At 45.6% G+C, this 22,194-nt stretch carries 27 protein-coding genes, 2 tRNA genes and 1 other RNA gene; 18 read left to right on the forward strand and 12 right to left on the reverse strand.

Features of this window, described 5'->3' with window-relative positions:
* Positions 1-162 precede the first annotated feature (162 nt).
* The 9 genes from KSK55_RS10990 to hepT all read left to right on the forward strand — a co-directional run bounded on the left by KSK55_RS10990 (position 163) and on the right by hepT (position 7,610).
* Positions 163-1,212: a LamG-like jellyroll fold domain-containing protein gene (locus KSK55_RS10990; RefSeq protein WP_214419593.1), complete on the forward strand. Its 1,050-nt coding sequence runs from the start codon at positions 163-165 to the stop codon at positions 1,210-1,212.
* Between the two features lie 71 nt (positions 1,213-1,283).
* Positions 1,284-2,693, forward strand: a complete 1,410-nt coding sequence (locus KSK55_RS10995) for a type IV pilin N-terminal domain-containing protein (protein ID WP_218606928.1) — start codon at positions 1,284-1,286, stop codon at positions 2,691-2,693.
* A 129-nt stretch (positions 2,694-2,822) separates the two neighbouring features.
* Positions 2,823-3,737, forward strand: coding sequence for a PKD domain-containing protein (locus KSK55_RS11000; RefSeq protein ID WP_218606929.1), 915 nt, complete (start codon positions 2,823-2,825; stop codon positions 3,735-3,737).
* Between the two features lie 267 nt (positions 3,738-4,004).
* On the forward strand, positions 4,005-4,355 hold the full coding sequence (locus KSK55_RS16500) for an AAA-like domain-containing protein (RefSeq protein WP_256663987.1): 351 nt from the start codon (positions 4,005-4,007) through the stop codon (positions 4,353-4,355).
* Between the two features lie 66 nt (positions 4,356-4,421).
* Positions 4,422-5,615: an ATP-binding protein gene (locus KSK55_RS11005; protein ID WP_256663988.1), complete on the forward strand. Its 1,194-nt coding sequence runs from the start codon at positions 4,422-4,424 to the stop codon at positions 5,613-5,615.
* Between the two features lie 170 nt (positions 5,616-5,785).
* On the forward strand, positions 5,786-6,010 hold the full coding sequence (locus KSK55_RS11010) for a hypothetical protein (RefSeq protein ID WP_218606930.1): 225 nt from the start codon (positions 5,786-5,788) through the stop codon (positions 6,008-6,010).
* Positions 6,011-6,105: 95 nt separating this feature from the next.
* Positions 6,106-6,654 (forward strand): hypothetical protein, encoded by a 549-nt coding sequence (locus KSK55_RS11015; protein WP_218606931.1) that lies wholly within the window; start codon positions 6,106-6,108, stop codon positions 6,652-6,654.
* A gap of 109 nt (positions 6,655-6,763) precedes the next feature.
* Positions 6,764-7,198 carry a type VII toxin-antitoxin system MntA family adenylyltransferase antitoxin gene (mntA, locus tag KSK55_RS11020; protein ID WP_218606932.1) on the forward strand — a complete coding sequence of 145 codons (435 nt, stop codon included), beginning with the start codon at positions 6,764-6,766 and terminating at the stop codon, positions 7,196-7,198.
* Positions 7,185-7,610 (forward strand): type VII toxin-antitoxin system HepT family RNase toxin, encoded by a 426-nt coding sequence (gene hepT / locus KSK55_RS11025; RefSeq protein ID WP_218606933.1) that lies wholly within the window; start codon positions 7,185-7,187, stop codon positions 7,608-7,610. The genes mntA and hepT overlap by 14 nt, the downstream gene beginning before the upstream one ends.
* A 32-nt stretch (positions 7,611-7,642) precedes the next feature.
* Here hepT and frhB read toward each other — a convergent pair whose 3' ends face one another.
* The 4 genes from frhB to frhA are packed head-to-tail and all read right to left on the reverse strand — an operon-like array spanning position 7,643 to position 11,273.
* Positions 7,643-8,509 (reverse strand): coenzyme F420 hydrogenase subunit beta, encoded by an 867-nt coding sequence (gene frhB, locus KSK55_RS11030; RefSeq protein WP_214419585.1) that lies wholly within the window; start codon positions 8,507-8,509, stop codon positions 7,643-7,645.
* 2 nt (positions 8,510-8,511) lie between these two features.
* Positions 8,512-9,300, reverse strand: a complete 789-nt coding sequence (frhG, locus tag KSK55_RS11035; RefSeq protein ID WP_214421435.1) for a coenzyme F420 hydrogenase subunit gamma — start codon at positions 9,298-9,300, stop codon at positions 8,512-8,514.
* A 55-nt stretch (positions 9,301-9,355) separates the two neighbouring features.
* Positions 9,356-9,892, reverse strand: coding sequence for a coenzyme F420-reducing hydrogenase, FrhD protein (gene frhD, locus KSK55_RS11040; protein WP_218606934.1), 537 nt, complete (start codon positions 9,890-9,892; stop codon positions 9,356-9,358).
* Positions 9,893-9,905: 13 nt separating this feature from the next.
* Positions 9,906-11,273 carry a coenzyme F420 hydrogenase subunit alpha gene (frhA, locus tag KSK55_RS11045; protein ID WP_218608937.1) on the reverse strand — a complete coding sequence of 456 codons (1,368 nt, stop codon included), beginning with the start codon at positions 11,271-11,273 and terminating at the stop codon, positions 9,906-9,908.
* A gap of 546 nt (positions 11,274-11,819) precedes the next feature.
* On the opposite strand from frhA, the gene KSK55_RS11050 reads away from it, so the two are divergent.
* A complete protein-coding gene (locus KSK55_RS11050) occupies positions 11,820-12,344 on the forward strand; it encodes a HepT-like ribonuclease domain-containing protein (protein ID WP_218606935.1) in 525 nt (174 codons plus the stop codon).
* On the opposite strand, the gene mptA is transcribed toward KSK55_RS11050, so the two are convergent.
* The gene (gene mptA, locus KSK55_RS11055) at positions 12,337-13,323 is read right to left on the reverse strand and encodes a GTP cyclohydrolase MptA (protein WP_214419582.1); all 987 of its coding nucleotides are present in this window, start codon (positions 13,321-13,323) and stop codon (positions 12,337-12,339) included. The two genes, KSK55_RS11050 and mptA, sit on opposite strands and share 8 nt — an antisense overlap.
* A gap of 181 nt (positions 13,324-13,504) precedes the next feature.
* Here mptA and KSK55_RS11060 point away from each other — a divergent pair, with 181 nt between their 5' ends.
* Positions 13,505-14,116: a translation initiation factor IF-2 subunit beta gene (locus tag KSK55_RS11060; RefSeq protein ID WP_214421433.1), complete on the forward strand. Its 612-nt coding sequence runs from the start codon at positions 13,505-13,507 to the stop codon at positions 14,114-14,116.
* Positions 14,117-14,118: 2 nt separating this feature from the next.
* Here KSK55_RS11060 and KSK55_RS11065 read toward each other — a convergent pair whose 3' ends face one another.
* Genes KSK55_RS11065 through KSK55_RS11085 form a run of 5 tightly spaced genes read right to left on the reverse strand, consistent with a single transcriptional unit; the run spans position 14,119 to position 18,494 of the window.
* Positions 14,119-14,397, reverse strand: a complete 279-nt coding sequence (locus KSK55_RS11065; protein WP_214419581.1) for a DNA-directed RNA polymerase subunit L — start codon at positions 14,395-14,397, stop codon at positions 14,119-14,121.
* 50 nt (positions 14,398-14,447) lie between these two features.
* Positions 14,448-15,170: an MBL fold metallo-hydrolase gene (locus tag KSK55_RS11070; RefSeq protein WP_214419580.1), complete on the reverse strand. Its 723-nt coding sequence runs from the start codon at positions 15,168-15,170 to the stop codon at positions 14,448-14,450.
* The gene (locus KSK55_RS11075) at positions 15,170-16,447 is read right to left on the reverse strand and encodes an ATP-binding protein (protein WP_214419579.1); all 1,278 of its coding nucleotides are present in this window, start codon (positions 16,445-16,447) and stop codon (positions 15,170-15,172) included. Before KSK55_RS11075 ends, KSK55_RS11070 begins: the two co-directional genes overlap by 1 nt.
* A 44-nt stretch (positions 16,448-16,491) precedes the next feature.
* Positions 16,492-17,367, reverse strand: a complete 876-nt coding sequence (map, locus tag KSK55_RS11080; protein WP_218606936.1) for a type II methionyl aminopeptidase — start codon at positions 17,365-17,367, stop codon at positions 16,492-16,494.
* Positions 17,364-18,494 (reverse strand): M24 family metallopeptidase, encoded by a 1,131-nt coding sequence (locus KSK55_RS11085; protein ID WP_218606937.1) that lies wholly within the window; start codon positions 18,492-18,494, stop codon positions 17,364-17,366. Before KSK55_RS11085 ends, map begins: the two co-directional genes overlap by 4 nt.
* 59 nt (positions 18,495-18,553) lie before the next feature.
* On the opposite strand from KSK55_RS11085, the gene KSK55_RS11090 reads away from it, so the two are divergent.
* The 7 genes from KSK55_RS11090 to KSK55_RS11120 all read left to right on the forward strand — a co-directional run bounded on the left by KSK55_RS11090 (position 18,554) and on the right by KSK55_RS11120 (position 21,681).
* Complete coding sequence (locus tag KSK55_RS11090; protein ID WP_214419576.1) at positions 18,554-18,781, forward strand: hypothetical protein; 228 nt, start codon at positions 18,554-18,556, stop codon at positions 18,779-18,781.
* 20 nt (positions 18,782-18,801) lie between these two features.
* A complete protein-coding gene (locus KSK55_RS11095) occupies positions 18,802-19,086 on the forward strand; it encodes a hypothetical protein (protein ID WP_218606938.1) in 285 nt (94 codons plus the stop codon).
* 66 nt (positions 19,087-19,152) lie between these two features.
* Positions 19,153-19,225, forward strand: a tRNA-Asn gene (locus KSK55_RS11100).
* A gap of 11 nt (positions 19,226-19,236) precedes the next feature.
* Positions 19,237-19,309 (forward strand) — tRNA-Ile (locus KSK55_RS11105).
* Positions 19,310-19,350: 41 nt separating this feature from the next.
* Positions 19,351-20,388 (forward strand): class I SAM-dependent methyltransferase, encoded by a 1,038-nt coding sequence (locus KSK55_RS11110; protein WP_218606939.1) that lies wholly within the window; start codon positions 19,351-19,353, stop codon positions 20,386-20,388.
* A gap of 13 nt (positions 20,389-20,401) precedes the next feature.
* Positions 20,402-20,714: signal recognition particle sRNA (ffs, locus tag KSK55_RS11115), an RNA gene on the forward strand.
* A 13-nt stretch (positions 20,715-20,727) separates the two neighbouring features.
* Positions 20,728-21,681: a malate dehydrogenase gene (locus tag KSK55_RS11120; RefSeq protein ID WP_214419573.1), complete on the forward strand. Its 954-nt coding sequence runs from the start codon at positions 20,728-20,730 to the stop codon at positions 21,679-21,681.
* Between the two features lie 43 nt (positions 21,682-21,724).
* Here KSK55_RS11120 and KSK55_RS11125 read toward each other — a convergent pair whose 3' ends face one another.
* Together KSK55_RS11125 and KSK55_RS11130 are read right to left on the reverse strand one after the other, a co-directional pair.
* Positions 21,725-21,982: an elongation factor 1-beta gene (locus tag KSK55_RS11125; RefSeq protein WP_214419572.1), complete on the reverse strand. Its 258-nt coding sequence runs from the start codon at positions 21,980-21,982 to the stop codon at positions 21,725-21,727.
* Between the two features lie 4 nt (positions 21,983-21,986).
* Complete coding sequence (locus KSK55_RS11130) at positions 21,987-22,187, reverse strand: zinc finger domain-containing protein (RefSeq protein WP_372238726.1); 201 nt, start codon at positions 22,185-22,187, stop codon at positions 21,987-21,989.
* Positions 22,188-22,194: the final 7 nt, after the last annotated feature.

The following is a 22,194-nucleotide window of genomic DNA, read 5'->3' on the forward strand; positions in this document are numbered from 1 at the left end:
AAGAGATAAAAAAATTTGATTTTTATTCCAATTACTCTAAATATCAAAAACAAATCTCAATATGGCTGCGTTTCATAAGGTTAAAAGAAAGTAGTAAAAGAAAACTTTTAATATGAATTCGGGTTTATGATTCTTTACAGTATCCTCCGACAAATGACATCCATGACCCCGATGCAGGTTCGAGAAAAACCTCCGGAATCCTCTCCATTTGAGCATGCAGTGAGCCAGTTAATATCATCAATTCTTATTGTCTCACTCGCGGTAGCTCTGGGAGCCATAACACTTGTCGTCTATTCTGATCTTATCCTAAAACCGATTGAAAAATCTGCATATATCGCAGTTGAAGGGAATGTCTCAAAACCAGCAGAATATGAGGTCTTCACATTAAGGCATCTTCAGGGTGATGTCGGGTACTTCGGAAATCATGGAGAAGGGTATCCATTGTATATACAAGCCTCATCCGGATCATTATCTGCAAAGGCAGTACCTGATCCAGCTGAGATAACATGGAAACCCGGAATGATTCTTTATGTCTACAGAAACACCACTGATTTTGTAGTAACGGATGATCTGTCCACGATAGCAGGTGCCCAAAAATTCGACGGATCAGAGATTCAGGTCTCGGTTGTCGATTCAACAAATGATATACTTATCTATAGCAAAAGTCAGGGCATAGGCGGACCAGTGGAAGAAGAATTTGCCCGGGGACCAGGATTTACAATATATGGCTGGGAGAGATTTACCTCCCCACCTGCCCCGACATCATCAGATCAACATTGGGCAACCATGGTAGTGGATGGAAATCGCGATAATAACCGCAGGTTCCATCTTCAACACAATCAACTGAACAACAGGTTTGAGTTTGCTTTGAGGACTACACAGATGGCTACGACAAATCAACAAGCCCGCTGGATACAATCCCCATCTGGACCCCAGCAGGATGTCTGGTATTGTATCACTGGAACATATAATCAGACAGACGGGCGGATTCGATTATATATAAACGGGAATGAAGTTTCTTCCAGTACATTAGACTCCAGTGGAATTGCACCCTCTCCGGGATTCTATCAGATCGGCGGTCCCCAAGGAGTCACCTTTTCCTCTGTCGCAAATCAAAGAAAACTCCTGGGTGATGTCAGGGGCGTTACAACCGTTGAAGAAGTGTTATTGCCTGACGAAATCCTGTCAATATATAGTAAAGGAAATCCATAATCCTGAATAATAGTAGCCAAGATGGCTACAAATGCAATAAATAGACAGATTGATGGGAGATATTTAGACCTATGATGCCTGAAAAAGCCTACAATAAGAACTATTTCAAAAACATTACCGAACATGCAGTAACACCAACGGTCAGTGTAATACTCATTCTTTTTCTCGTTGTTGCTCTCGCTGGAATTATCTATGTCATCATCTTCGGGCTTGCCTCATCAGTAGAAAAAACGGCTTATGTAGCAACTGATGCACAAATCGTTAATATTACTCCGGAAATTCAGGCAATTGAAGTTATGCACCGGAACGGAGATGTCATGTATTATGAAGGCCAGGGGGATAATGTACAATATGAGGTCAGGTTCATTGTTGACACACGTGATAACGCACCCGTTGTAAAAGTCAATCCTTCTTTTCTTACCTCCGATAAAACATGGTCTCCGGGAGATAGGGTTATCATATTTAACCGGACTGATGGGTACTATCTGACCAATGATATTTCTTTAATAAATGGAGCAATATCTCCCTCTCAAGGACCCTTATCTGTTCGGATTATTGATAACACTCATGATCAGCTTATCGCAAATCGGGGTGTTGGCGGCACAACCGGAGGGGGTGGAGGTTCTGAGCCTATTGATGGTATTGAGAAAATCTTCCTTTATGGCCAAAGATTGAGCTTTGCCGGTGATACCATTAGTGGTCCGGATGCAACAGTAGTAATTACCGGGGGATTGAATACCGCAAATACAAACCTAGGAGCTCAAATTGCTGTAACGACCATATACATCGATGGTGATGTCGATTTATCAACAGGGAGTGCTGGTCTTGGTTCATCTGTAAAACCTGGAAAAATTTACATAAATGGAGATTTGAGGTTATGGGAGGGTGGACGAAATATCTATGGGGATGTATATGTTGATGGAAATTTTGATCTGAAAGATGCCAGAATTCATGGAAATGTATTTGTAAATGGTGATCTTACCCTGGGCTGGACACCGTATCTGGCAGAAGACACCCGAATATATTACACCGGCACGATTTCTCATCCGGACTATTATGCCTCAGAGATACTTGCAAAATGCATTCAAACGTCAAGCGTACCTGGTTTTACCATTCCAACCGGATTACCTTCACTAAAACCAGATGACTGGTATACATCAAATGGATATGTTTCAGGAGGTCAACTCACCAGTGGGATGAAGGTATATGCTAACAGCTACTCTTCAACAGAATATCGCCCATCAGCAACAAATGTTGTGATAGTAGCAAAATCCGGTGATATCACAATCACCGACCTTGGAGGAAGCGGCGTGTCTGGTGTGTTCTTTGCTCCAAATGGAAGGGTTACCTTTGGAGGTGGATCCCTACAGGGATTAATCCTATCTCAGGATGGATTTTTTGTTACCAGTGGGGGGACGGATGTAATTTTTAAAAGTATTCAGGATTTCATCAGTAATCCCAATGATTACCCATTCCAGTAAGTGTTCCGTTATGAAATATAAGGAATTTCTGACTTCGATTTCCGGCACGTGATGGATATATAATCCGGATAATAGAATATATTTTAATTATTGCCATTCCTGAAAAACATTCAACACCATGTGACATTCATGAATATTCGACCAACTATAAGATCTCAGAAAATCCATTCAAAGAGAGTCATAGATCATGCGGTAACCCCTACAGTCAGTATAATACTCATTCTTTTTCTCGTTGTTGCCCTTGCTGGGATCATCTATGCTCTCATATTCGGCCTTGCCTCTTCGGTTGAGAAAACTGCATATGTTGCCACTGATGCGAATATTGTAAACATAACTCCTGGCATCCAGGTGATTGAGGTCATGCATCGGAATGGGGATGTCATGTATTATGAAAACCAAAGCCGTGATGCTCAGTATGAGGTCAGGTTTATCATAGACTCTGGTGATTCTTCTTCAGTTGTACAGACGGATCCAAGTCTCTTATCAACAGGAAGCATATGGTCTCCGGGAAAAAAGGTAATAATATTTAAGAGAATTGATGGTTATTACCTGACTGACGATATCTCCTTAATAGCAAATCCGGAGGCATTCCCTCCTGGTCCGGTAGGAATACGGGTAATTGATAACACTCATGATCAACTTATCGCGTATAAGGGGACAGGAAATATTGGTGGAACTCTAACACCGACAACCGAACCTACCACAGAGCCAACAACTGAACCCACCACAGTGCCTACGACACCGACTATCAGTCCAACGCCGACTCCGCCACCATCTCAAGGTTGTATAAATTGTCCATTAGGTGAATCATTCAGTGTAGCATTTACAACGGAAATCATCGGACCCCGAACCATACGATTCAAAGATGCTTCATCACCACAACCAAATATTCGGGCCTGGACATTTGGAGATGGGGGATCAGATACTGGCGAAATTGTTGTTCATACATACTCGACTTCAGGGCCATACAAAATTACTCTGACCGTAAAGAAAAACAATAGTCCCTGTACCTGCACATTGACACAGTGGACTACTGTCTCATAAAATCACCTCTTCCTCTTTTGAAATTTGCATCTGATTAGATATACTTAGTCATGTCAGGTTTCAAAACTGCTAGAAAATACCTATAACCAAATCACCTCCGGTTATCATTGGCTGGATACCCAAAAACCCTTGTATGAAATCTCTAATTCCTGGTGGAGATCAATTCCAGAAGGGAGGCTAATCAGGTGCAATTCCTGTTAATTGACTGAAGATTTGTAGTTAAGAACTGGATAACTATTATTCCCGTATCTGTCGTTAAGTACAATCATGAGGTTTTTCAATACTGCTGGTCCGGTAAATTGTGTGAAGCATTACTGTCTGGATCCTCTCTCCCGGTTTGTTCTTGAAGAAATCCTCTCCCTTATCCGTCAGGAAAAATATTTCGTCCTCCATGCTCCTAGGCAGACCGGAAAGACCTCATGTATGCTTGCCCTGATGAAGTATCTGAATGATACCGGGGAATACCTGTCATTGTTCACAAATATTGAAAGTGCCCAAGTTGCACGTGAAGATGTAACCCGCGGAATACGTTCAGTCATGAGTTCCATTGGAATATATGCTCGTGATTTTTTAGGCAATCAGTTTGTCCTTGATAATGATAATGAAATACTGCAGTAAAGAGGGGCATATAATGCACTTGAGGAGGTCCTAAGTCAATGGTCCAGCCACGAACAATTACCAATCGTGCTCATTATCGATGAGACTGATGCACTGATTGGAGACACTCTCATATCTCTTCTCCGCCAGCTTCGTTCAGGATATTCCCGCAGACCGGCAAACTTTCCTTCATCCATAATTCTTTGTGGAGTCCGTGATGTCCGTGACTATCGGATTTATTCAAACCAGGAAAAATCCATCATCACCGGTGGCAGTGCATTTAACATCAAAGCAAAATCCCTTCGCCTTGGCAATTTTTCCCGTGAAGAAACAATAAGCCTCTGTCTGCAACACACTACTGAAACCGGGCAGAAATTCGAACCAAACGCCCTTGACAAAATCTGGGGAAATTCTCAAGGCCAGCCCTGGCTGGTCAATGCCCTCGCTTATGATGCCTGTTTTGAACTTCTGGAAACAAAGGATCGCTCCATACCTATCACTGTTGAAATAATTGAAAAGACAAAAATGCGACTGATTCTTCGTCATGAAACTCACCTCGACCAGCTTGCCGACAAACTTCGGGAAGAACGGGTACGCCGGATTGTGGAACCAATGATCGAAGGAACATCGGTTGACTCCTCCATTAACGATGATGATCTCTCGTATGCGATAGACCTTGGCCTTGTAACACGTGGATTAGATGGTCTGCAGATTGCAAACCCTATCTATCGTGAGGTCATCCCTCGTCAGTTAACAGCAATTACAAGTTATAATCTTGAAGCAACAATTCCTCGTGCTCCTTTTATCCGGCCTGATGGCAGACTTGACACCCGGTACCTGTTTACAGCGTTCCAGCAGTTTTACCGTGAAAATTCCGGAAGCTGGCTTCAGATTGCCCAGTACCGTGAGGCAGGTCCCCAGCTCCTGCTCATGGCTTTCCTACAGCGGGTAGTCAACGGCGGTGGGAGAATTGAGCGTGAATATGGTCTTGGCCGGGGCAGACTTGACCTTCTTATTATCTGGCCGGTTCAGTCAGGCGAAATCCAGCGGATCGTTATTGAATGCAAAGTTTTGCATCATTCACTTGAAAAAACCATTCGTGATAGTCTTTCCCAGACATATCGGTACGCAGACACATGCAGTGCAACCGAATCCCACCTGGTCATCTTCGACCGGACTCCGGAAAAACCCTGGGATGAGAAAATTTTCTGCCGGGAGGAAGTATATTCTAAAACAGAGGTTCATCCGGTGAGGTTCCCTGTCACAGTCTGGGGTTTGTGAACTATATGGGTTTTCATTGTCCTGCCGGATAAAATGCCCTGGGTTTTTGATATCCCGGGTAAACATTTAATGCAGCATTGTCCGTGTGGTCGCAATGAAATATCTTCATGTGGTGTATGATCCAATAGTCCCGGAAAACCTCCTTTTCTTTAGAGAAGATTATTCCCGTAGTGATCACGCAACTCTGTTCAAGACTTGATTGCATCAATGTTCATCTGACAAGGCAAGCTGAGGTAAAAGGAGGACTTATCAGGTCACTTGGACCTTCTCCAGGAAAGATCGGAAAGAATGACGTTGCAGATTTGATTGCAAAAGCGTACGTGATTGCTCCTGAATATATCTCACGGCTTGTACATGGGAACCTGGAGAAAGAACATCTGGATGAGAAGGATTGATGGGAAATTACATAGTCCCCCATTCTACCAGGAGGTTGGAAAAAGATATCTACTCCCAGGGTGATATTCGGCATAGAGTAAACCAGGAGGCAATCATGAACACCCGAATGTGTCTATCCCTGATTATTGTACTTCTCCTATTAGTAATTCCGGTTTTTGGTGATGATCTGACCAAAATTTATGGCAGTGTTCCAAAGTACGGGGTAAACAAGGTAACCCTGGACAATTCTCAAAATGAAAAGGAGGCTGTTGTTGTTTTTAAGGAGATAAACTGGCCGATTCCCTTTGCCGTTTATGTTTCACCGAAAAAGACCGGTGTTTTATCGCTTCCATCTGAATCATACCAGATCTATTACACTTTGGGCTATGGATGGAGTAATGCAGAAAAAAGGTTCTTAAAAGACCCTGAATACTTCATGCTTGGCAATGTCCTGAATGCAGGTGAAGATGGGACGATTCATGAGGAAAAGACCACTCCGATAAACATCGTTACCGGAACATATGTCGATGAACATAATGTGACCAGAACTCTGACACAAGAAACCGGACCTGCCGAATGGTCTTGGGCAGAAAGCAGGATCATGTTGTTTCCGGATTCTCAAAACCCGGCAATTTCCATCGATGAGTCAGAATTTCCACTATGATGAAGAATAATGAATTCAATAAGTCTCAGTTTGAATAAATCCATATTTCAGGAGAAACGATCCAAAAATTGAAAAAAAGATATCTTTTTCATTGTAATACACGATATAATTGATAATTCCTATGGATCTGCTCACTCCCCATTCGCTTTCCCCGGCTGAAAAAGACGTTATTCTGCATAAAATTACCTGTTATTTTTTAAAAAAAAATGAGATTATTGCCGGAGTGCTATTTGGGTCATTTGCGGAGGGTACATTTCGGGATATTGATATTGGACTAGTATTAGATAATTCCTTTAATCCGCCAAGATACTATGAGCAACGGCTTGAACGGGAACTCTCAAATCTTATTCATTTTCCTCTTGATATCAGAGTTCTCAACACTGCACCGTTACGGTTTGTATATCAGGTCTTAAAGAAACAGAAAGTTATCTTCTGTTCAAATCAGAATGCATTTTCATCATTTGAATCAAGAATACTCAGGGAATATTTGGATTATTCATATTATCTAAACCGATACAGGAGGGAGCTGGTTGGTATTATCTGATAAAGAAGTGGTGAGCACATTATGTTCAGAACTTAATACTGCAATGGATGCTCTTGATGATATTGTCTCATCCGGACAAGAAGAATTCATGGCAAACAGGCATATACGGGGTAGTGCGAAATATCATCTCCTAGTGGCAATTGAAGCTGTTCTGGATCTTTCAAGCCATCTTATCACTCAAAACTCCTGGAGATTTCCTGAAGATTATGCAGATACATTCCTTGTTATGGCTGAGAATGGGTTCATTTCAAGGGATGAAGCTGAGCATCTGGCCGATATGGCAAGGTTTAGAAATCGGCTGGTACATCAGTATTGGAAAATCGATGACGATGTTATCTGGGATATTCTGATCAAAGATCGGGACGATATTATAAGATATAATGAAAAAATCCTGTGTGCAGTAAATTCTTAAGATATTTTCAAAATTCCTTGTTGGAAAAAAAATTAGATATAGGGGTTGCGGAGACCCTTGTTGACACCGAATGTTGCACGGTGTTCGAGCTCCTTCTGGTTCTTGGTGATCTTTTCGGTTGCAAGCTTGGTGACGAGTTCAAGACCTGGCTTGACACTCTCAATCGGCTTGGTCTCAAAGACACCTGCGGCGACTGCCTTGTTCCAGATATTTTCTCCATTGTTGTTCCGGATAAACACAGTGGACCATCCGTCAGGGGATCCGACTGAACCGGTGGAGATATCAGCGAGGTTTGCCACGTAGTCAAGACAGACATGGCAGCCTGGCTGTTCGTACTTGTGAGTGAGTTTGAGCGGGATCTGGGAGACTGCACCACGGTTGGTGTATGCCCAGTACTTCCCCTTTCCGATATCGGTCTTCTTGAGTGAGTGCAGATCGACATTGCAGTGGTCCTGCACGATCTGGGTCATGCTCTGGTATGAGAAGTTCTCCATACAGAAGATTCCCATTGCAAGAGCAATCTTGTCACAAACGTCACGAAGTCCGATCGGGTAGAGTTGTGCTTTTCTGAGTGCCTGGATCTGACAGGGAGTTCCAACAATACCGACCTTGTCAAGACCATACTCGCGTACAGACTTTTTCAGGACAGACATGTTTGGACAGACATTATATCTGGTTCCCCGTGAAGACAGAAGCTCTTCCGGAGTTGTTGCCACAATTGGCTTTGGCTGCCATGGCTTTTCTCCCTGGCCTGCAACGATTGCACCATCAATGATACCCTCTTCAAGAGCGTAGAGGAACATAGAGGTGACAATCCCGCCATCCTGGGAGCCTTTCAGAACTTCTGAACAGGTGCTACGGGCAGCGACTGCGGATTTATATTTGCCAAGATAATCCATGATTAGTTCCCTCCCGGGTTCATGGCACCATTAATGGCATCGATGATGGTCTCATACTGGTTCACAACATCAAAGCTGAAGAATGCACGTGGACATGCTGCATAACAGGCTCCACACTTGATACACATATCACGCTCGATGTTTGGTTTGCCTTCTTCCATGGTGATGGCGAAGACCGGACAGGATGCAGCACAGGTACCGCAGCCCATACACAGACCCTGGTTGATAACCTTGGTCATGATGTCACAGCCACAGGCCTCACTGGACGTTGCCTTGCTTCCTTCACTGGCAAGTGCCATAAGTGGTGCAAGGTATGCCTTTGCAAGTGCCTGCTGCTCTGCATTTCCTTTCAGAAGCAGGTATGCCATGACACAGACATTTCTGATCTGCTGCGGGCATGGTGCACAGCCAGGGATATAGACATCAACATCGATGACGTCACCGATGGGGACAAATCCCTCATGCTGTGGCTGGTTCCACTGTCCACCACGGCAGAACCGGGTGATGTTTCCATATGCAGCACAGCCACCAAGAGCGACAACAACTGCTGCCCTCTCTCTGGTTTCCTTAATCTCTTCTACAGAACATTCATCCTGAAGACAGACTGACCCCTCAACCAGTGCAACATCCATTTTTGGAATGTGACGTGCATCGGCAAGAGTTAAACAATATACGAGGTCAGCGTAATTGTCAAGGATGGTGAATAACCCCTCGTAGTTGTCGGCGAGGGAGACAAGACATCCTGTACACCCACTCATGTGTACATGTCCGACTGTTATTTTGTTAGCCACAGGCCTTTCCTCCTTCTTTGGTTCTTCTTTCGCAATCGGTTTAGATACTGGAGCCTTAGGTTCCTGCGACTTTGGAGCAGGTTCCTTCTTCTCCTTTTTCCCGAAGATCAATGATAGTAGTCCCATGATTTACCCCAATCATTTTCAGCACGAGCTGTACTGTCCTTGGGATCGCTTCTGTTACCTCTTCGGAGAGTCCTATCTCAAATTCTGGTTCAGAAACCCGCTTCGGCTGACACCCGATGATATCAATTTTCACCCGGTGTTTCAGCTGATGAATGGGTTCAACTAAATCCCAGGAATGAGCATCCCGGTATTTCCCCGGGGGCAGATCATCTGGACTGATGATTGCTATGTCTCCTGGATTTCCTCCGAAATCAGCAATATCTATGATGAAGAGGTGTTTGACCGGTTCATCCGATTGCGCAAGAAGGGTAAAGAGGAAATGCGGACCGCCAAGGCCGGCATCTATTACCTTTACATTCTCGGGCAGGTCGAGTTTCTGGAGTTCCTCGACTACGGCAGGGCCAAACCCATCATCCGCAAAGAGCGGGTTTCCGCACCCGCAGATTACGATCTCCTGGAACAGCATGCGCAGGGCACTCTCACTGGACGAGCTTCTGGGCGACAATCTTCTTGCTCTCGTCAACTACCAGCATGTGGGTAGCGCAGGACACACAGGGGTCATATGCACGCATGATGACCTCGGCAAGCTGCCATGGTGCTCCCTCGAGAGCCCGACTGCAGGTCGGGAAGTTCCATGTGGTCGGAACAAGAAGGGTGTACTCCTGAACTTTTCCATCCTTGACACGGGCAAGGTGAACGTCACAACCACGTGGTGCTTCATTTGCATTCCATCCAAGACTGCCGTCACCCTGTGGGATCTCATCTGCAAGCACTGAACCATTGCAGTCAAGTGCATCAAGAGCCTCCATCATGGTGTAGAGACAGTCTGGATATTCAAGTTGCCGTGCGATCTGCAGACCCATGGCACCCTTGCGGTCATAGTTCTTGAACTGGACCAGACGGGCACGTGGACCGACTTCGACCGGCTGACCATCATAGAGCGGAACGGAGGTACAGGCCTGCATCTGTGGCCAGGTCTTGGTTCCTGCCTTGGTGGTTCCACCGACTGGGTAGTCTGCGTCTTCAAGGCTTACTTCCATTTCTCCCTGGAACCAGTTGTAGGGTGAGACATCAGTCCACCGGTCTGGATCCCACTTTGGTTCAAAGTCAAGGCTTGAACTGTCAAAGACGGGATCTACTGCCATGTAGCCCTGGTCGTGGTATCCGAACTTTGCCGGAATCTCGACTTCAGTCTTACCGACAGTAACAGTGCCACGGTTTTCCCAGTTCTTTAAAACTGCAATCATGAACTCCATCTGAGCGATGGCAAGGGGAAGAGCTTCCTTGGCAAGGTCGAAGATTTTCTGTTTTGCCTGTGGTGAGATGTTATAGTACATACCACCAACCCGGGGGTTGCTCGGGTGAATGGCTTCTCCACCGGCTATCTCACCGACGGTCTGCCCGACCTCACGGAGTCGCTGGAGCCGCTTTGCAACGGTTCTGACTGGCTCTTCCGGAGTGAACGGGTTGATCTTGGTGTCTGTTCCTGGGATGTACATATCCGGCAGAGTCAGAATATTGTGAAGTGCATGGCTGTGCAGCCTGTTTGCACACTGGAGAATTGTTCTGAGCAGATATGCATCCTGTGGGATTTCACAGCCGACCGATGCTTCCATAGCACCGATGCCTGCGAGGGTGTGGGCGATTGGACAGATACCACAAACACGGGATGAGATCTTGGGTGCCTGGTGCATGGTCTTACCTACACACAGCTTCTCAATACCTCTTACCGGAGTGATACTCAGCCAATCTCCACGCTCAATTATTCCCGCATCGTTGACTTTAAGGACAAGCTTGGAGTGTCCTTCATGTCGTGTGGTTGGGGAAACTTCTACTACTTTGGACAAGAGAATCGCCTTTGATATTTGTTTGTTCGCAATGCTGTACAACTCATATCAAGAGCCCTCAGGAGATCTGAGGGTATGACCGTACCATTGTACGACAAATGGCATTTGGCTATAAGATATATCTAATTTGCCATTTGAACGAGAATCATGTCACGTTTTTTTCAAATAGATCTCAATATAATAGTACTAAAAATTTAATATTTCATAACTGGTAAGAATCAATTTTTCATCATTCTACACGTTCAGAGGTATATGGACTAGGCTTTGCGGATCTCTAAATTCGTTATTTTTGGATGGATGTAGAAACAGGTTGTGAAAAACCTTCTTCTTCGTAAAGGATCATATTGATGCAAAGTGTTACTAAAAAAATTAGTAAATTATCCTTCTTCTGTTCAGCATCAGGTGCAATTATCATTATCTCTGGAATATCCTTTGGAATTAATCAAAAACATCCATAAATATTGGTTCGCGCTCAAAGCCTCTTCTGCTTAAACGTATAGCAATTGATATATCCCGAAAAAAAGACTCATAATGAGGTTATTTACCATGCATATGGGCACCAGTCTGTTTCGATCAACTGCTTGCCAGACAATACTCAATGACATCAGGCAGTATCTGGAGGATGCTGATCGAATATTTAAAAGAAGGGAACGATTTGATCAGGATCGTCGTGATTTTTATGCCCGGGCCATGGTTCTGTTTGCTTTATCAAACCGAATCATAGATCTTGCCAGGGAAGTAAGCCTTATCCGGAGGTATATCTCTGATGATGAGCAGGTAAAAAACAAGGTCTATTTTAAAAGACTCAACGATCATGGTGTAATCTCCTGGGACATGCGACAAGAGATGATCACACTCGTCAACTTTAGAAACCAGGTTTCACACCATTTCTATGAGATCAATCGAGATGAAATAGAAAAGATATATTTGGCTCGACCTGTGATCCTGGAATTTATTACAATCATGGAGAAGGAACTCGCCATAACTACTCAGGAAAAAACGAGAACGGCAGTGATTGCCGGTGTCGCTTTGGTCGTCCTGATTGTGCTTTTATGCTGGTATTTTAGTTAATATCTAAATTTTCACCGGTAATCTCATCTGCAAGCTCCGCAATAGTTGCCTGTCGCTCTGCAAATGCATCATGCTGGTGAATACTCTCTTCATTATCCTGTGCGATGGTGACGACTGAGTCCCCGGGAAGATCCCCGAACTCAGCATGGACACGCCGTGCCATCTCCCGTACACAATCTTCAACAAAGCGGGGATTTTTGTGGGCTGACAGTACCACATGCCCTTCATCGCCCCGTTTGAGCAGTTCAAAGATCGGAGTGCTCATAGATTGCTTGAGGATCATAATGATCTTCTCAAGCTTGACGTGACTTTCGTCATCAGTTTCAATGGAAAGAAAACCCCTGCCTCGCTGGTTGTGGGTAGCCATAGGAACTTCTTTGAAGAAGGAGTCAATTTTTTCTTTACTGATATCAAGGTGTTCCATGACTTCCCGTGCCCGCTCCTGCATAATATTCTGGGCACAGGGGCAGGCTGTCATTCCGGTCACTTCTGCACCAATGCTTTTTCTAACAATGGCATCTTTGAAGGTCCGCTGAGCAATTGCACTGGCAAAGACCTTGACTACTTCCTGACAGAGTGTTCCGGTTACTGGAGTTTCGCCGGCAACCATAAATTCAGACCGCATCTGCACCTCGGTACGGTCTGCATACTCATGTTTGTCCAGAAGTCTTCGTGCAACCCGGCTACAGAGTTCCTCGATCTCTTTGACTTCACCCTCTATTGCAGACTGCAGGACCTCATCAATCACCTCAAAGTTTCTGGAGAGATTAGCTCCTTTCAGACTGCCTGGCAGGTCAACAAAGATATCAAAATTGGATATAAAGATGACCGGACGTTTTCCTGGCCTGGTTACTTCGACCAGTTTTTTTACATTCTTTACGCCTACCCGTGTCAGGTTTATCCTGACATCAGGAAGGGTGGACTGCACATCAGGCAGTTCACGGGAAAAAGCCCTTTCAGATGTTTTTGACAGAGACATTGCGCCCTCGGAGAAAAATATTGAGTGGTTCCCATAAGTGGGATCCGAATTATACTAAAACTTTGCAGTTGGGATTATGATTCATTGAAGGTTCATGAGCGAGCAACCGACATCATCCAAATCATACCGAGAGGTTAAACGAGGGACATTTAATTGCGGTTGTGAAAGAAATAATGAACGCATGGTCGAATCATACGAGGCCCTCCTGAATAAGGCATATGAGGAGGTGACTGAACCGTCAGAGGATGGAGAACGGTGGTCTTATCCCGAACCAAGATCAATAATTGAGGGTAAGACAACAATTCTTGAGAATTTTGCAGATATTGTAAGTGCTCTCCGGCGCGATTCAGATCACCTGATGAAGTTCCTGCTTGGGGAACTGGGAACTGCAGGAAAGATAGATGGGTCACGTGCGATTTTCAACGGAAAATTTGAAGACTCTCTCTTTTCTCCTATGATCCGCAGTTATGTCGATGATTATGTTATCTGCTCTGAATGCGGAAAACCAGATACCCGGCTCTTTAAGGATGACCGTATACTCATGCTCAAGTGTGAAGCATGTGGTAGTCATCGCCCGGTCAGAAAACGCAAGTCAAAGGTTGAATCCGGAGCAGCAGGACTTGAACAGGGGAACATCATCGAAGTATCCATTGAATCAACCTCACGCCGTGGTGATGGTGTTGCAAAGATCGGAAAATATATCGTCTACGTTGCAGGCGGACGTCCGGGTCAGAAAGTAAAAGTAAGAATAGCAAAGATATCCGGGTCTATTATCTTTACAGAAAAACCCTGAATCTATTTTTTTGCAGATTGTTCAAGCGAGGATAAGAGTTCCTCGCACTGGCCTGAAAGGCGCTTACATGCATCCAGGATTGGTTTAACCGGATCAGTCTTGTTATGAGTAGTGACCGTCAGGACCGGGTCGGAAAACTGAAATTCTATGACGTAATTTGCGACATCCACCGTTGGATCGGCGAGAATCTCGGTTTTTAATGCATTCATGAACGTATGTCCCTGGCCGGCAAGTGAAATCCTGACCTTATCCTCACCGAGTTCGAGAACCGTAATATTCATTTGTACTTTGTTGGAGTTCAGATCAGATAAAGGTAGAGCGCATAAATGGATTAATATCTGAATACTTCGCCATCATGGCCCTGCATAGGAGCATCAAATGGAATGATATGGCTCATATGAACAACACGGAAATCTCTGGCATTCAGAGTTTTCGCAAGATCCAATGCTTCCTCGTAATTGAGATGCTTTTCTACCTTTTTAAACGAATTTGGGAAGAGACCATCGATGAAAAGCAGATCTGCATCTTCAAGATGTTTTCTGGTTTCGGGTGGAATATGTTCGTTTGTATCAGAGGTATATGCGATCCTGGTTTTGCCATCAGATATGACAACGCCCGTTGTGAACATATCAGGATGTGTTACCTTCACGAGAATTATCTCAAGCCCGCAGGTATGAAATGGAGTGTAGATCTCAACAGGTCGTATTTCTTTGAGGAGAAAACCAAAGACGGGAGTGCATGAATTCAGGACTTCTGGTGCGCCATATACTGGAGGAATCCTTTGCACCCGGTAAAAGTCTCCAAATCCCATGAAATGATCATAGTGCCCATGAGTCCAGATAACGGCATCAATTTTCGGGGATCCGGCATCCAATAGCTGACGTCTGAGATCGGGGGTAGTATCAATGATCAGGTGTTGGTCATTGTTTTTGATGAGAATGGATGTTCGCAGACGCTCTATTCTGTTGGTTCGTGCATGTGTGCAGTTTTTACATGAACAACCAACATGGGGTGTTCCAACTGCATCACCGGTCCCAAGAAGTGTAACTTCCATCAGACCCAGTTCCTGGCTTTATGCTCGTCCCGTGTTTTTATGAGAAGTTCACCCTTGATAATGTCTTCAACTGTGAGTTCCTGTCTGCCATCGGTTAATGCAGATAGGATTGCTTCACGAACCAGCATCTTGAGGTCAGCCCCTGAAAATCCTTCAGTTTTCGATGCCACTTCAGATATGTCAACATCCGTTTCTGAATCTGCAAGCAGGCGACGGAGGATAAGTTCACGGGTTGGGAGATCTGGCAGGTCAAAGGGAATAACCTCATCAAACCGACGCCACGCTGCCTCATCTAAGAGCTGCGGGTGGTTGGTTGCGCCGATGAGGAGCACCTTGTTCCTGATAAGGCTTATACGATCGATATTTTTGAGAAGTGCATTGACCGCACGTTTCATTGCGCCGTGGTCATCTCCGATACGACTCTTGGCTAGAAAATCAAACTCGTCGATGAAGAGAATACAGGGAGATAGCAGACGTGCAACATCAAAAATCCGGTCAATGTTCTTGGAGGTCTCCCCTAAGTACTGGGATGTGACCATTGAGAGCCTGACCTCAAGAATTGGCATGTGTAATACCCGTGTGAGTGCAAATGCCAGGGAAGTCTTACCTGTTCCTGGAGGACCGATAAAGAGAAGTTTCCCAATTTCATAAACCCGCCTGCTTTTTAGAAATTCAAGGTGTTCAAGAGCCACTTTAAGTTTGACAATCCGGCTAAGTTGGTCGGCAGAACAGATGATATCATCAATCGTCTGTTCCACTTCTTCCGGAGCACTGATGATGATGAGGTCAAGGCCGGACCTGAGTTTATCATCCTCAGACAACATCCGGGAGATACGCCGGTCAAGATAAACCCTGCTGTCTTCAAACCGTGGATTTGAATCCTTGACTTCGTCGTATGATATGCCAATTGAGGGATCCTGATGATGAGCATACCAGGCGAGGGCCGGGTTTTTCTCTATCCTTGATTTACCACCATTTTTCAAAAACCAGGTGAGACCTGCAGGAAGAGCAGTAATCCTGAGACGATGACCAAACTCTTCATACAAGGTAAGCGGGTGTTTGTCCAGGCGAAGATGTGCATCCGGGATGCCAAGCACACGTTGTAGTGCACTTTCAGCGACAACAACCGGGGCACGCTCACCTTCCAGTCCATGTATGCCAAAAACCTCACGGGCAACCGGTGTCAGGTCATTGACATTCAGGTGGGAATTCTGGTTGTATATCTCAGCAGTCAGGAGCAGTTCTATCAGGTCCAGGATCTCCTCATCACGGGTCATTTCGATAATCCTTATACTACGTTTTCATCACAGAAGAATCGCTCTCATACGGTGGTTACAATACATCCGTCACTGGTCACGATCATGGTATGTTCAGCCTGCGAGACATAAGAGCCGGGAACGTCCGAAAGAACTGGATATGTTCTGATTATTCCATCGTGAATGAGCCGGGAAAGAGCAAGGTCGGCTGATTTCACATGGATATGTCTTCTGGCAAATGGCATCCCGTTCCGTTCCTCAATCTCTTTGAGTATCTTTCGTGCTGCAGGAAGCCGAACCGGACGGCGCACAAGTTGTCCAAATATTTCCTCACGTTTTCCATCATGGACAAATCCGGTCCCGGTTGTTGCAAAGGGTTCGATGGCAAGCACCATCCCCTCCTCGAGAATTGCGCCGCCGGCTCCAGGAATATTGGGAACATTCGGACCTTTATGCAGACAGTACTGGTCAAGCCCATGACCGGTCAGATTAGCAATCGGTAAAAATCCCCTGCTCTTGATTTCATGAGCTACAACTCCTCCCAAGGTTCCTATTGCAACACCTGGCTTTACTGCGGCAATTGCTGCATCACGTGCTGCAATGGATGCTTCACAGAGGAGTGGCTGATCCCCGAGATCAACTGTACAGGCTGTATCTGCAATATATCCATCCAGATGGACACCAATATCCAGTTTTACCATATCGCCGGCCGCGAAAATTCTGGTATCATCTGGTGAGGGGGTATCATGGGCAGCTGCTTCATTCAGGGAAATGTTAACTGGAAACGCTACTCCAAATCCCTCGTTCTGAATCATATCTTCTACAAATGTTGCAACTTCTATGAGGGTAATATCAGGTTTTATCAGGTCAGCTCCGCGAGACAGAATTTTTTTTGCTGCTGCACCCGCCTGTATGTACCGGTCAAATATTTCTTCTTTCATACGATCATTTCCAAGGGATAATTCGTAATTTTTGAAAATCCGGTCTTTGTAACCACACCAAGGTTCTCAATCCGGACTCCTCCGATCTCCCGGTAATAAAGGCCTGGCTCAAGGGTGATGACATTCCCTATAGCAAGTTCTCCTCCAATACCTGAAAGAGAGGGATTTTCATGGATTTCAAGGCCCACTCCATGCCCGAGACTGTGAACAAATCCTTCTGTATCTGAGCGGTACCCGAGTTCTGCAAAGAAGTCCCTGACCGCGATATAGCATTCAGCCCCGGTCTTACCTTCCTGAACCATGGCTTCAGACATCAAAAGGGCATCTTTTACGGTCAGATAGAGTTCTATTACCTTTCCTGATGGTTCCCCCCGGCTTACTGTCCGCGTCATATCTGCATGATATCCGGTTTTATTATCACACGGGAAGACATCAATGACAATTGGTTCATGTGCCCTGAGTTCTCCATGTCCGGTGCAATGGGGCATTGCGGTTTCTTGCCCACAGGCGACAATGGTGTCCTGAGCAGTGCAATCGTGTGCAAGCATGATCTTGTTCATCTCATATCTGACAAGATCTGAGGTAAGGGGGGTCTCGTCATGCCATAACACTCCGGACCGTATCTCCGCATTTTTAATCAGACTGACTGCAACGTCCATGGCAGCCTCTGCAGCCCGTTGTGCTCGTGTAATCCAGGAAATTTCTTCTGATGTTTTTTTTGCGCGGTGTGCCGAAAGATGGGAATCAGCATCAACAATAACTTTATTATATTGTTCGAGGGCCCGCGCAAGAGCGATTGGATAGTTCGGAGGGACAAGGTAAGGGCCGTTTGAGAGACGGGATATCATCGCTGCCTGGATCTTCCAAGGATCTTTTTCGTGTTCAAATATCTCCAGGTATCCTGCCTGCTGCCGGGTGAGTATATGCGCAGGTGATTCCCTGGCAGCCCGGTCCGCTTCCATCTGAGGAACGATCATCACAGGGGAGCAGTCGATTTTTTTGATTATTGTGACCGGATCATGGGTTACAAATCGGCTCATGTGCCGCATATCTGCATTCTCTGATGATGCATACAAGCAATACGCGGCTGCGCCAGTACCTTGGATCAGGTCATCCAGGCTATCCATCTCATACAGGTTTTGAGTAAGACCACAAGTACTTTTACGCGAAACGTGATGTATGAATAATGGATGATGCTTCCAAAGAGCAGTTTCGGTGGAGATTCTGGCACCTTACAGTGATCCTGAACGGGGTGATCCTGTTTTTTGCACTAGTTCCGATTGCATTCTTTTTATTCCCTGATCCCTACAAAACTCCGGGGGCAGTAATCAGTCTGATTCTTGGAATACTACTGACAGTGATTTTTACCAGGAACTATCATAAGACAAAAGCATGGCTTAATGAGCATGCCTGAGTGGATATGCGGAGGATTTGATGCTTAAAAAAATTCAGGAAGACATCAGCCTCGCATCCCGCCATATTGAAGTACTCAGAGCAGTGGCAGGTCACCAGCCGATTGGCATAATCAAATTATCAGAACTTTTGAATGTGCCTCAGCACCGGATACGGTACTCGCTCCGGGTGCTTGAGGGGAGTGGATATATTCGCGCTTCAAGTGCCGGTGCCATGGTGACACCAAAAGCAGAAGAGATGTTTCTACGCCTGAATGGCGATATTGACGAAATTATACGCATTGTTAGCAGGATGAAACAGGTATGAATGATGGCCATGAGATCATCGTTATCTTTATAACTAATTAATTCCAACTTATTAGAGCACACCTGAGCCGCCATAACTCAGTTGGTAGAGTGACTGGCTGTTAACCAGTTTGTCACAGGTTCGAGTCCTGTTGGCGGCGTCTCATTTTTTGGGCCTGTAGCTTAGCGGTGAGAGCGCCCGGCTCATAACCGGGCGGTCATGCGTTCGAATCGCATCAGGCCCATGACCTGTATTTTTTATTGTACTGATTATCATCTTACTTCAATGAAATGTGTCTGTTGTGGTGAGAATCATATCATCTGCCCTGGAGATATCACATCAAGGCCATCAGAGCTTTTTGCTCCCTGTCCTTTATGTAATCCTCAAATCCGGTCAAAAGACTCCCCGGTATCTCCAGATGAGGTGGTGAATGGTCCCTGCCGGTGTAACAGACGATTCATTGATGACGTCATGGCAGATTTGTATCAGGTTCTGTTCCGGGAAGGGGCATTAAAAGGAACTGAGCCTCTTTCCTCACTTGGTACTCCTCTCATCTGTCCTGGTCTTTTCCTTCGAAGACCCCCCATGCTCCCTCCCCGCTCACTCCTTCTGATATCAGATCTCATTCCGGTATCCGCTGCACAAGTAGCATATCGGGATGTTCCGGAGTTACTTGGAATTGTCTATCATTCCCATGAAATCCCCGGACCAGGGGATGTAACATTTGGACGGGAACCTTCTATTCGCGAAGGGTATCTTTTGTGTGGCTGTGATGTCAGGGCAGATATTTTTCTCAGTGGCAAAGGGCCTGTCATTGTAATTAAAAAACAGGCTGATATGCATATTGAATTTCCCAAGGGGATTGATCCAAAAGTTGTCAGTGTTGAAGAACAGGTCCGCCATCGCCATCCTGATGTTTTTGTAGATGCGTGTGCAGGCCCGGGAACACTGGGTATGACTGCCGCAATATTCGGGGTTCCCCAGATTATCATGTGTGATGTCTGGCATGCATCAGTCTGGAGTGCAATACAGACCATACGGGTAAATCAGAAAAAACTGGGTATTACTGAAATACGGATATGCGAGGATATCGGTAGGCGACCATCTGTGTGGTCTGGAAAACCGGCTCTTATCTGTACAGCCTCAGGAAACGGAGTTCAGATTAAACTGTATAACGGATCATACGAATTCCTTGGTCCTGAGATTCCTTCCGGAAATCGACTTACTGTATTCGATCCCTTTGATAAAGCCTCATTTCGTAAAAATGATCAGTTTCTGAACGAATGGGCTCAAAAGATCGGAGGGGAAGTTTTTATTCCGTAGCTGCAGCATTATATTGGGGACTAGCCCGGGTGGATCGGCGTCACTTGTGACCTGAAATCGTCGGAATGCAGGGGGCGAAGTTTGAGGAAGGTCGGAACATACTGCCTGTATCTGTCGTGTTTCTGACGTAGAAACCCTGTCCTGTGAGGTCGGTGGCCAGGCATCACACCTTCGGAGGAGGGGACGACCTGTTGTCGCGGGGATCGGTTCAGGCCCGGAAGGGAGCAGACTTACCGTGAACATTCGGCGCCCATAGGGTTGCGGGGTGGAGAAGGAAACCCTTGGAAAGGGCGGTAATGACCGGTCGACCGATAACGTGTCCCCAATATTCTGATTCTTATGGCAAAAGTTGCGATAGTTGGTGCAACCGGACGGGTTGGCCAGTATGCTGCACTCACCATCTCGCGTATTCCCTATGTTCGTGAGGTTCAGCTGTACGGAAGGCCGGGTTCGGAAGATGTTCTAGATGGAGTTGCTCGTGATCTCATTGATTCATTTGCTGCTACCGGAACAGACAGCCATGTCAGCTGGAGTTGTAATCTTGAGGACCTGAAAGGATCTGACATCATCGTATTCACTGCTGGTGTTGCAAGAAAACCACAACAGACAAGAATTGATCTGGCCGTTGAGAACGCACGTATCGTTGCAGATTTTGCTCAGAAGATCGGGAAAATTGCTCCAGATTCATTTATCATGATGGTTACAAATCCGGTCGACATCATGACCCATGTTGCATTGAGATATTCCGGGAAAAAACCAAACGAGGTTTTCGGACTAGGAACTCACCTTGATTCAATGCGACTGAAATCATCGATAGCATCATTCTTTCAAGTGCATGTCAGTGAAGTGCATACCCGTATCATCGGTGAGCATGGTGACAGCATGGTGCCACTCTGGTCAGCAACAACCATTGGAGGAATACAGATCTCAAACCTGCCCAGCTTTGCACATGTTCCAATTGAGGATATTATGCAGCAGGTCAGGTCGGCAGGTCAGAAGATCATCGCATCAAAAGGTGCAACGGTCTGGGGTCCTGGAGAAGCAATAGCAACACTTATACGAACAATTCTGGGTAATGAAAACCGTATTCTTACCGTATCGGCATACATCAAAGCAGAGGTTCATAATATCGGTGATGTCTGTATTGGTGTTCCTGCCCGAATGAACCGGAGTGGTGTGTACCCGGTACCGATAAGAATCGAACCTACAGAAGTTCGTAACTTTCAAAATTCAGTAGAAAAGATCCGTGGTGTAACTCAGGAGATCTTTACCATTCTTGAGAATGGGGAATAGAAATCCCCTGGTATCCAGAGTTTTTAAAATCCCTGTGTAAGATTTACACAAGGGTAGATTCAACGATTTCTGCGCGTTCAACACCTTCAATGGCATTGAGCGTGGTTTCAATAACCTCTGTCTGTCCTTCTGCATCCGGAACAACCAGGGCTATCTTAAGGGCAACCAGTCCAAAGCCAATAGGCTCTTCCCTGATGTCCTGAACACGGGGGAATTTCTCTTTGATGGATGCGACGATGGCGTCACGGTTGATCTCCGGAGATTCCGGCATCACCTTGATAATAAGCGCTACGTCTCCCATGATCTCAGGGTCCCCGAAGGCCGCAGGTCGGGCAGATGTATTCAACACTCTGTTCTCTGCACCGGTAACACCGGCGGATTCTGGCCCCGCATGCTGGGCAGCCGAACTCTACAGAGCCCTCTTCTGCCATCGGGCCATTACATGACGTGCAGTTTGTTCCACTCATATTCAAACTTCCAAAAAGCTGCTTATCTGGTTTATTCATCAACACC

This window comes from Methanospirillum hungatei, from assembly GCF_019263745.1.
In the GTDB taxonomy this organism is placed as follows: domain Archaea; phylum Halobacteriota; class Methanomicrobia; order Methanomicrobiales; family Methanospirillaceae; genus Methanospirillum; species Methanospirillum purgamenti.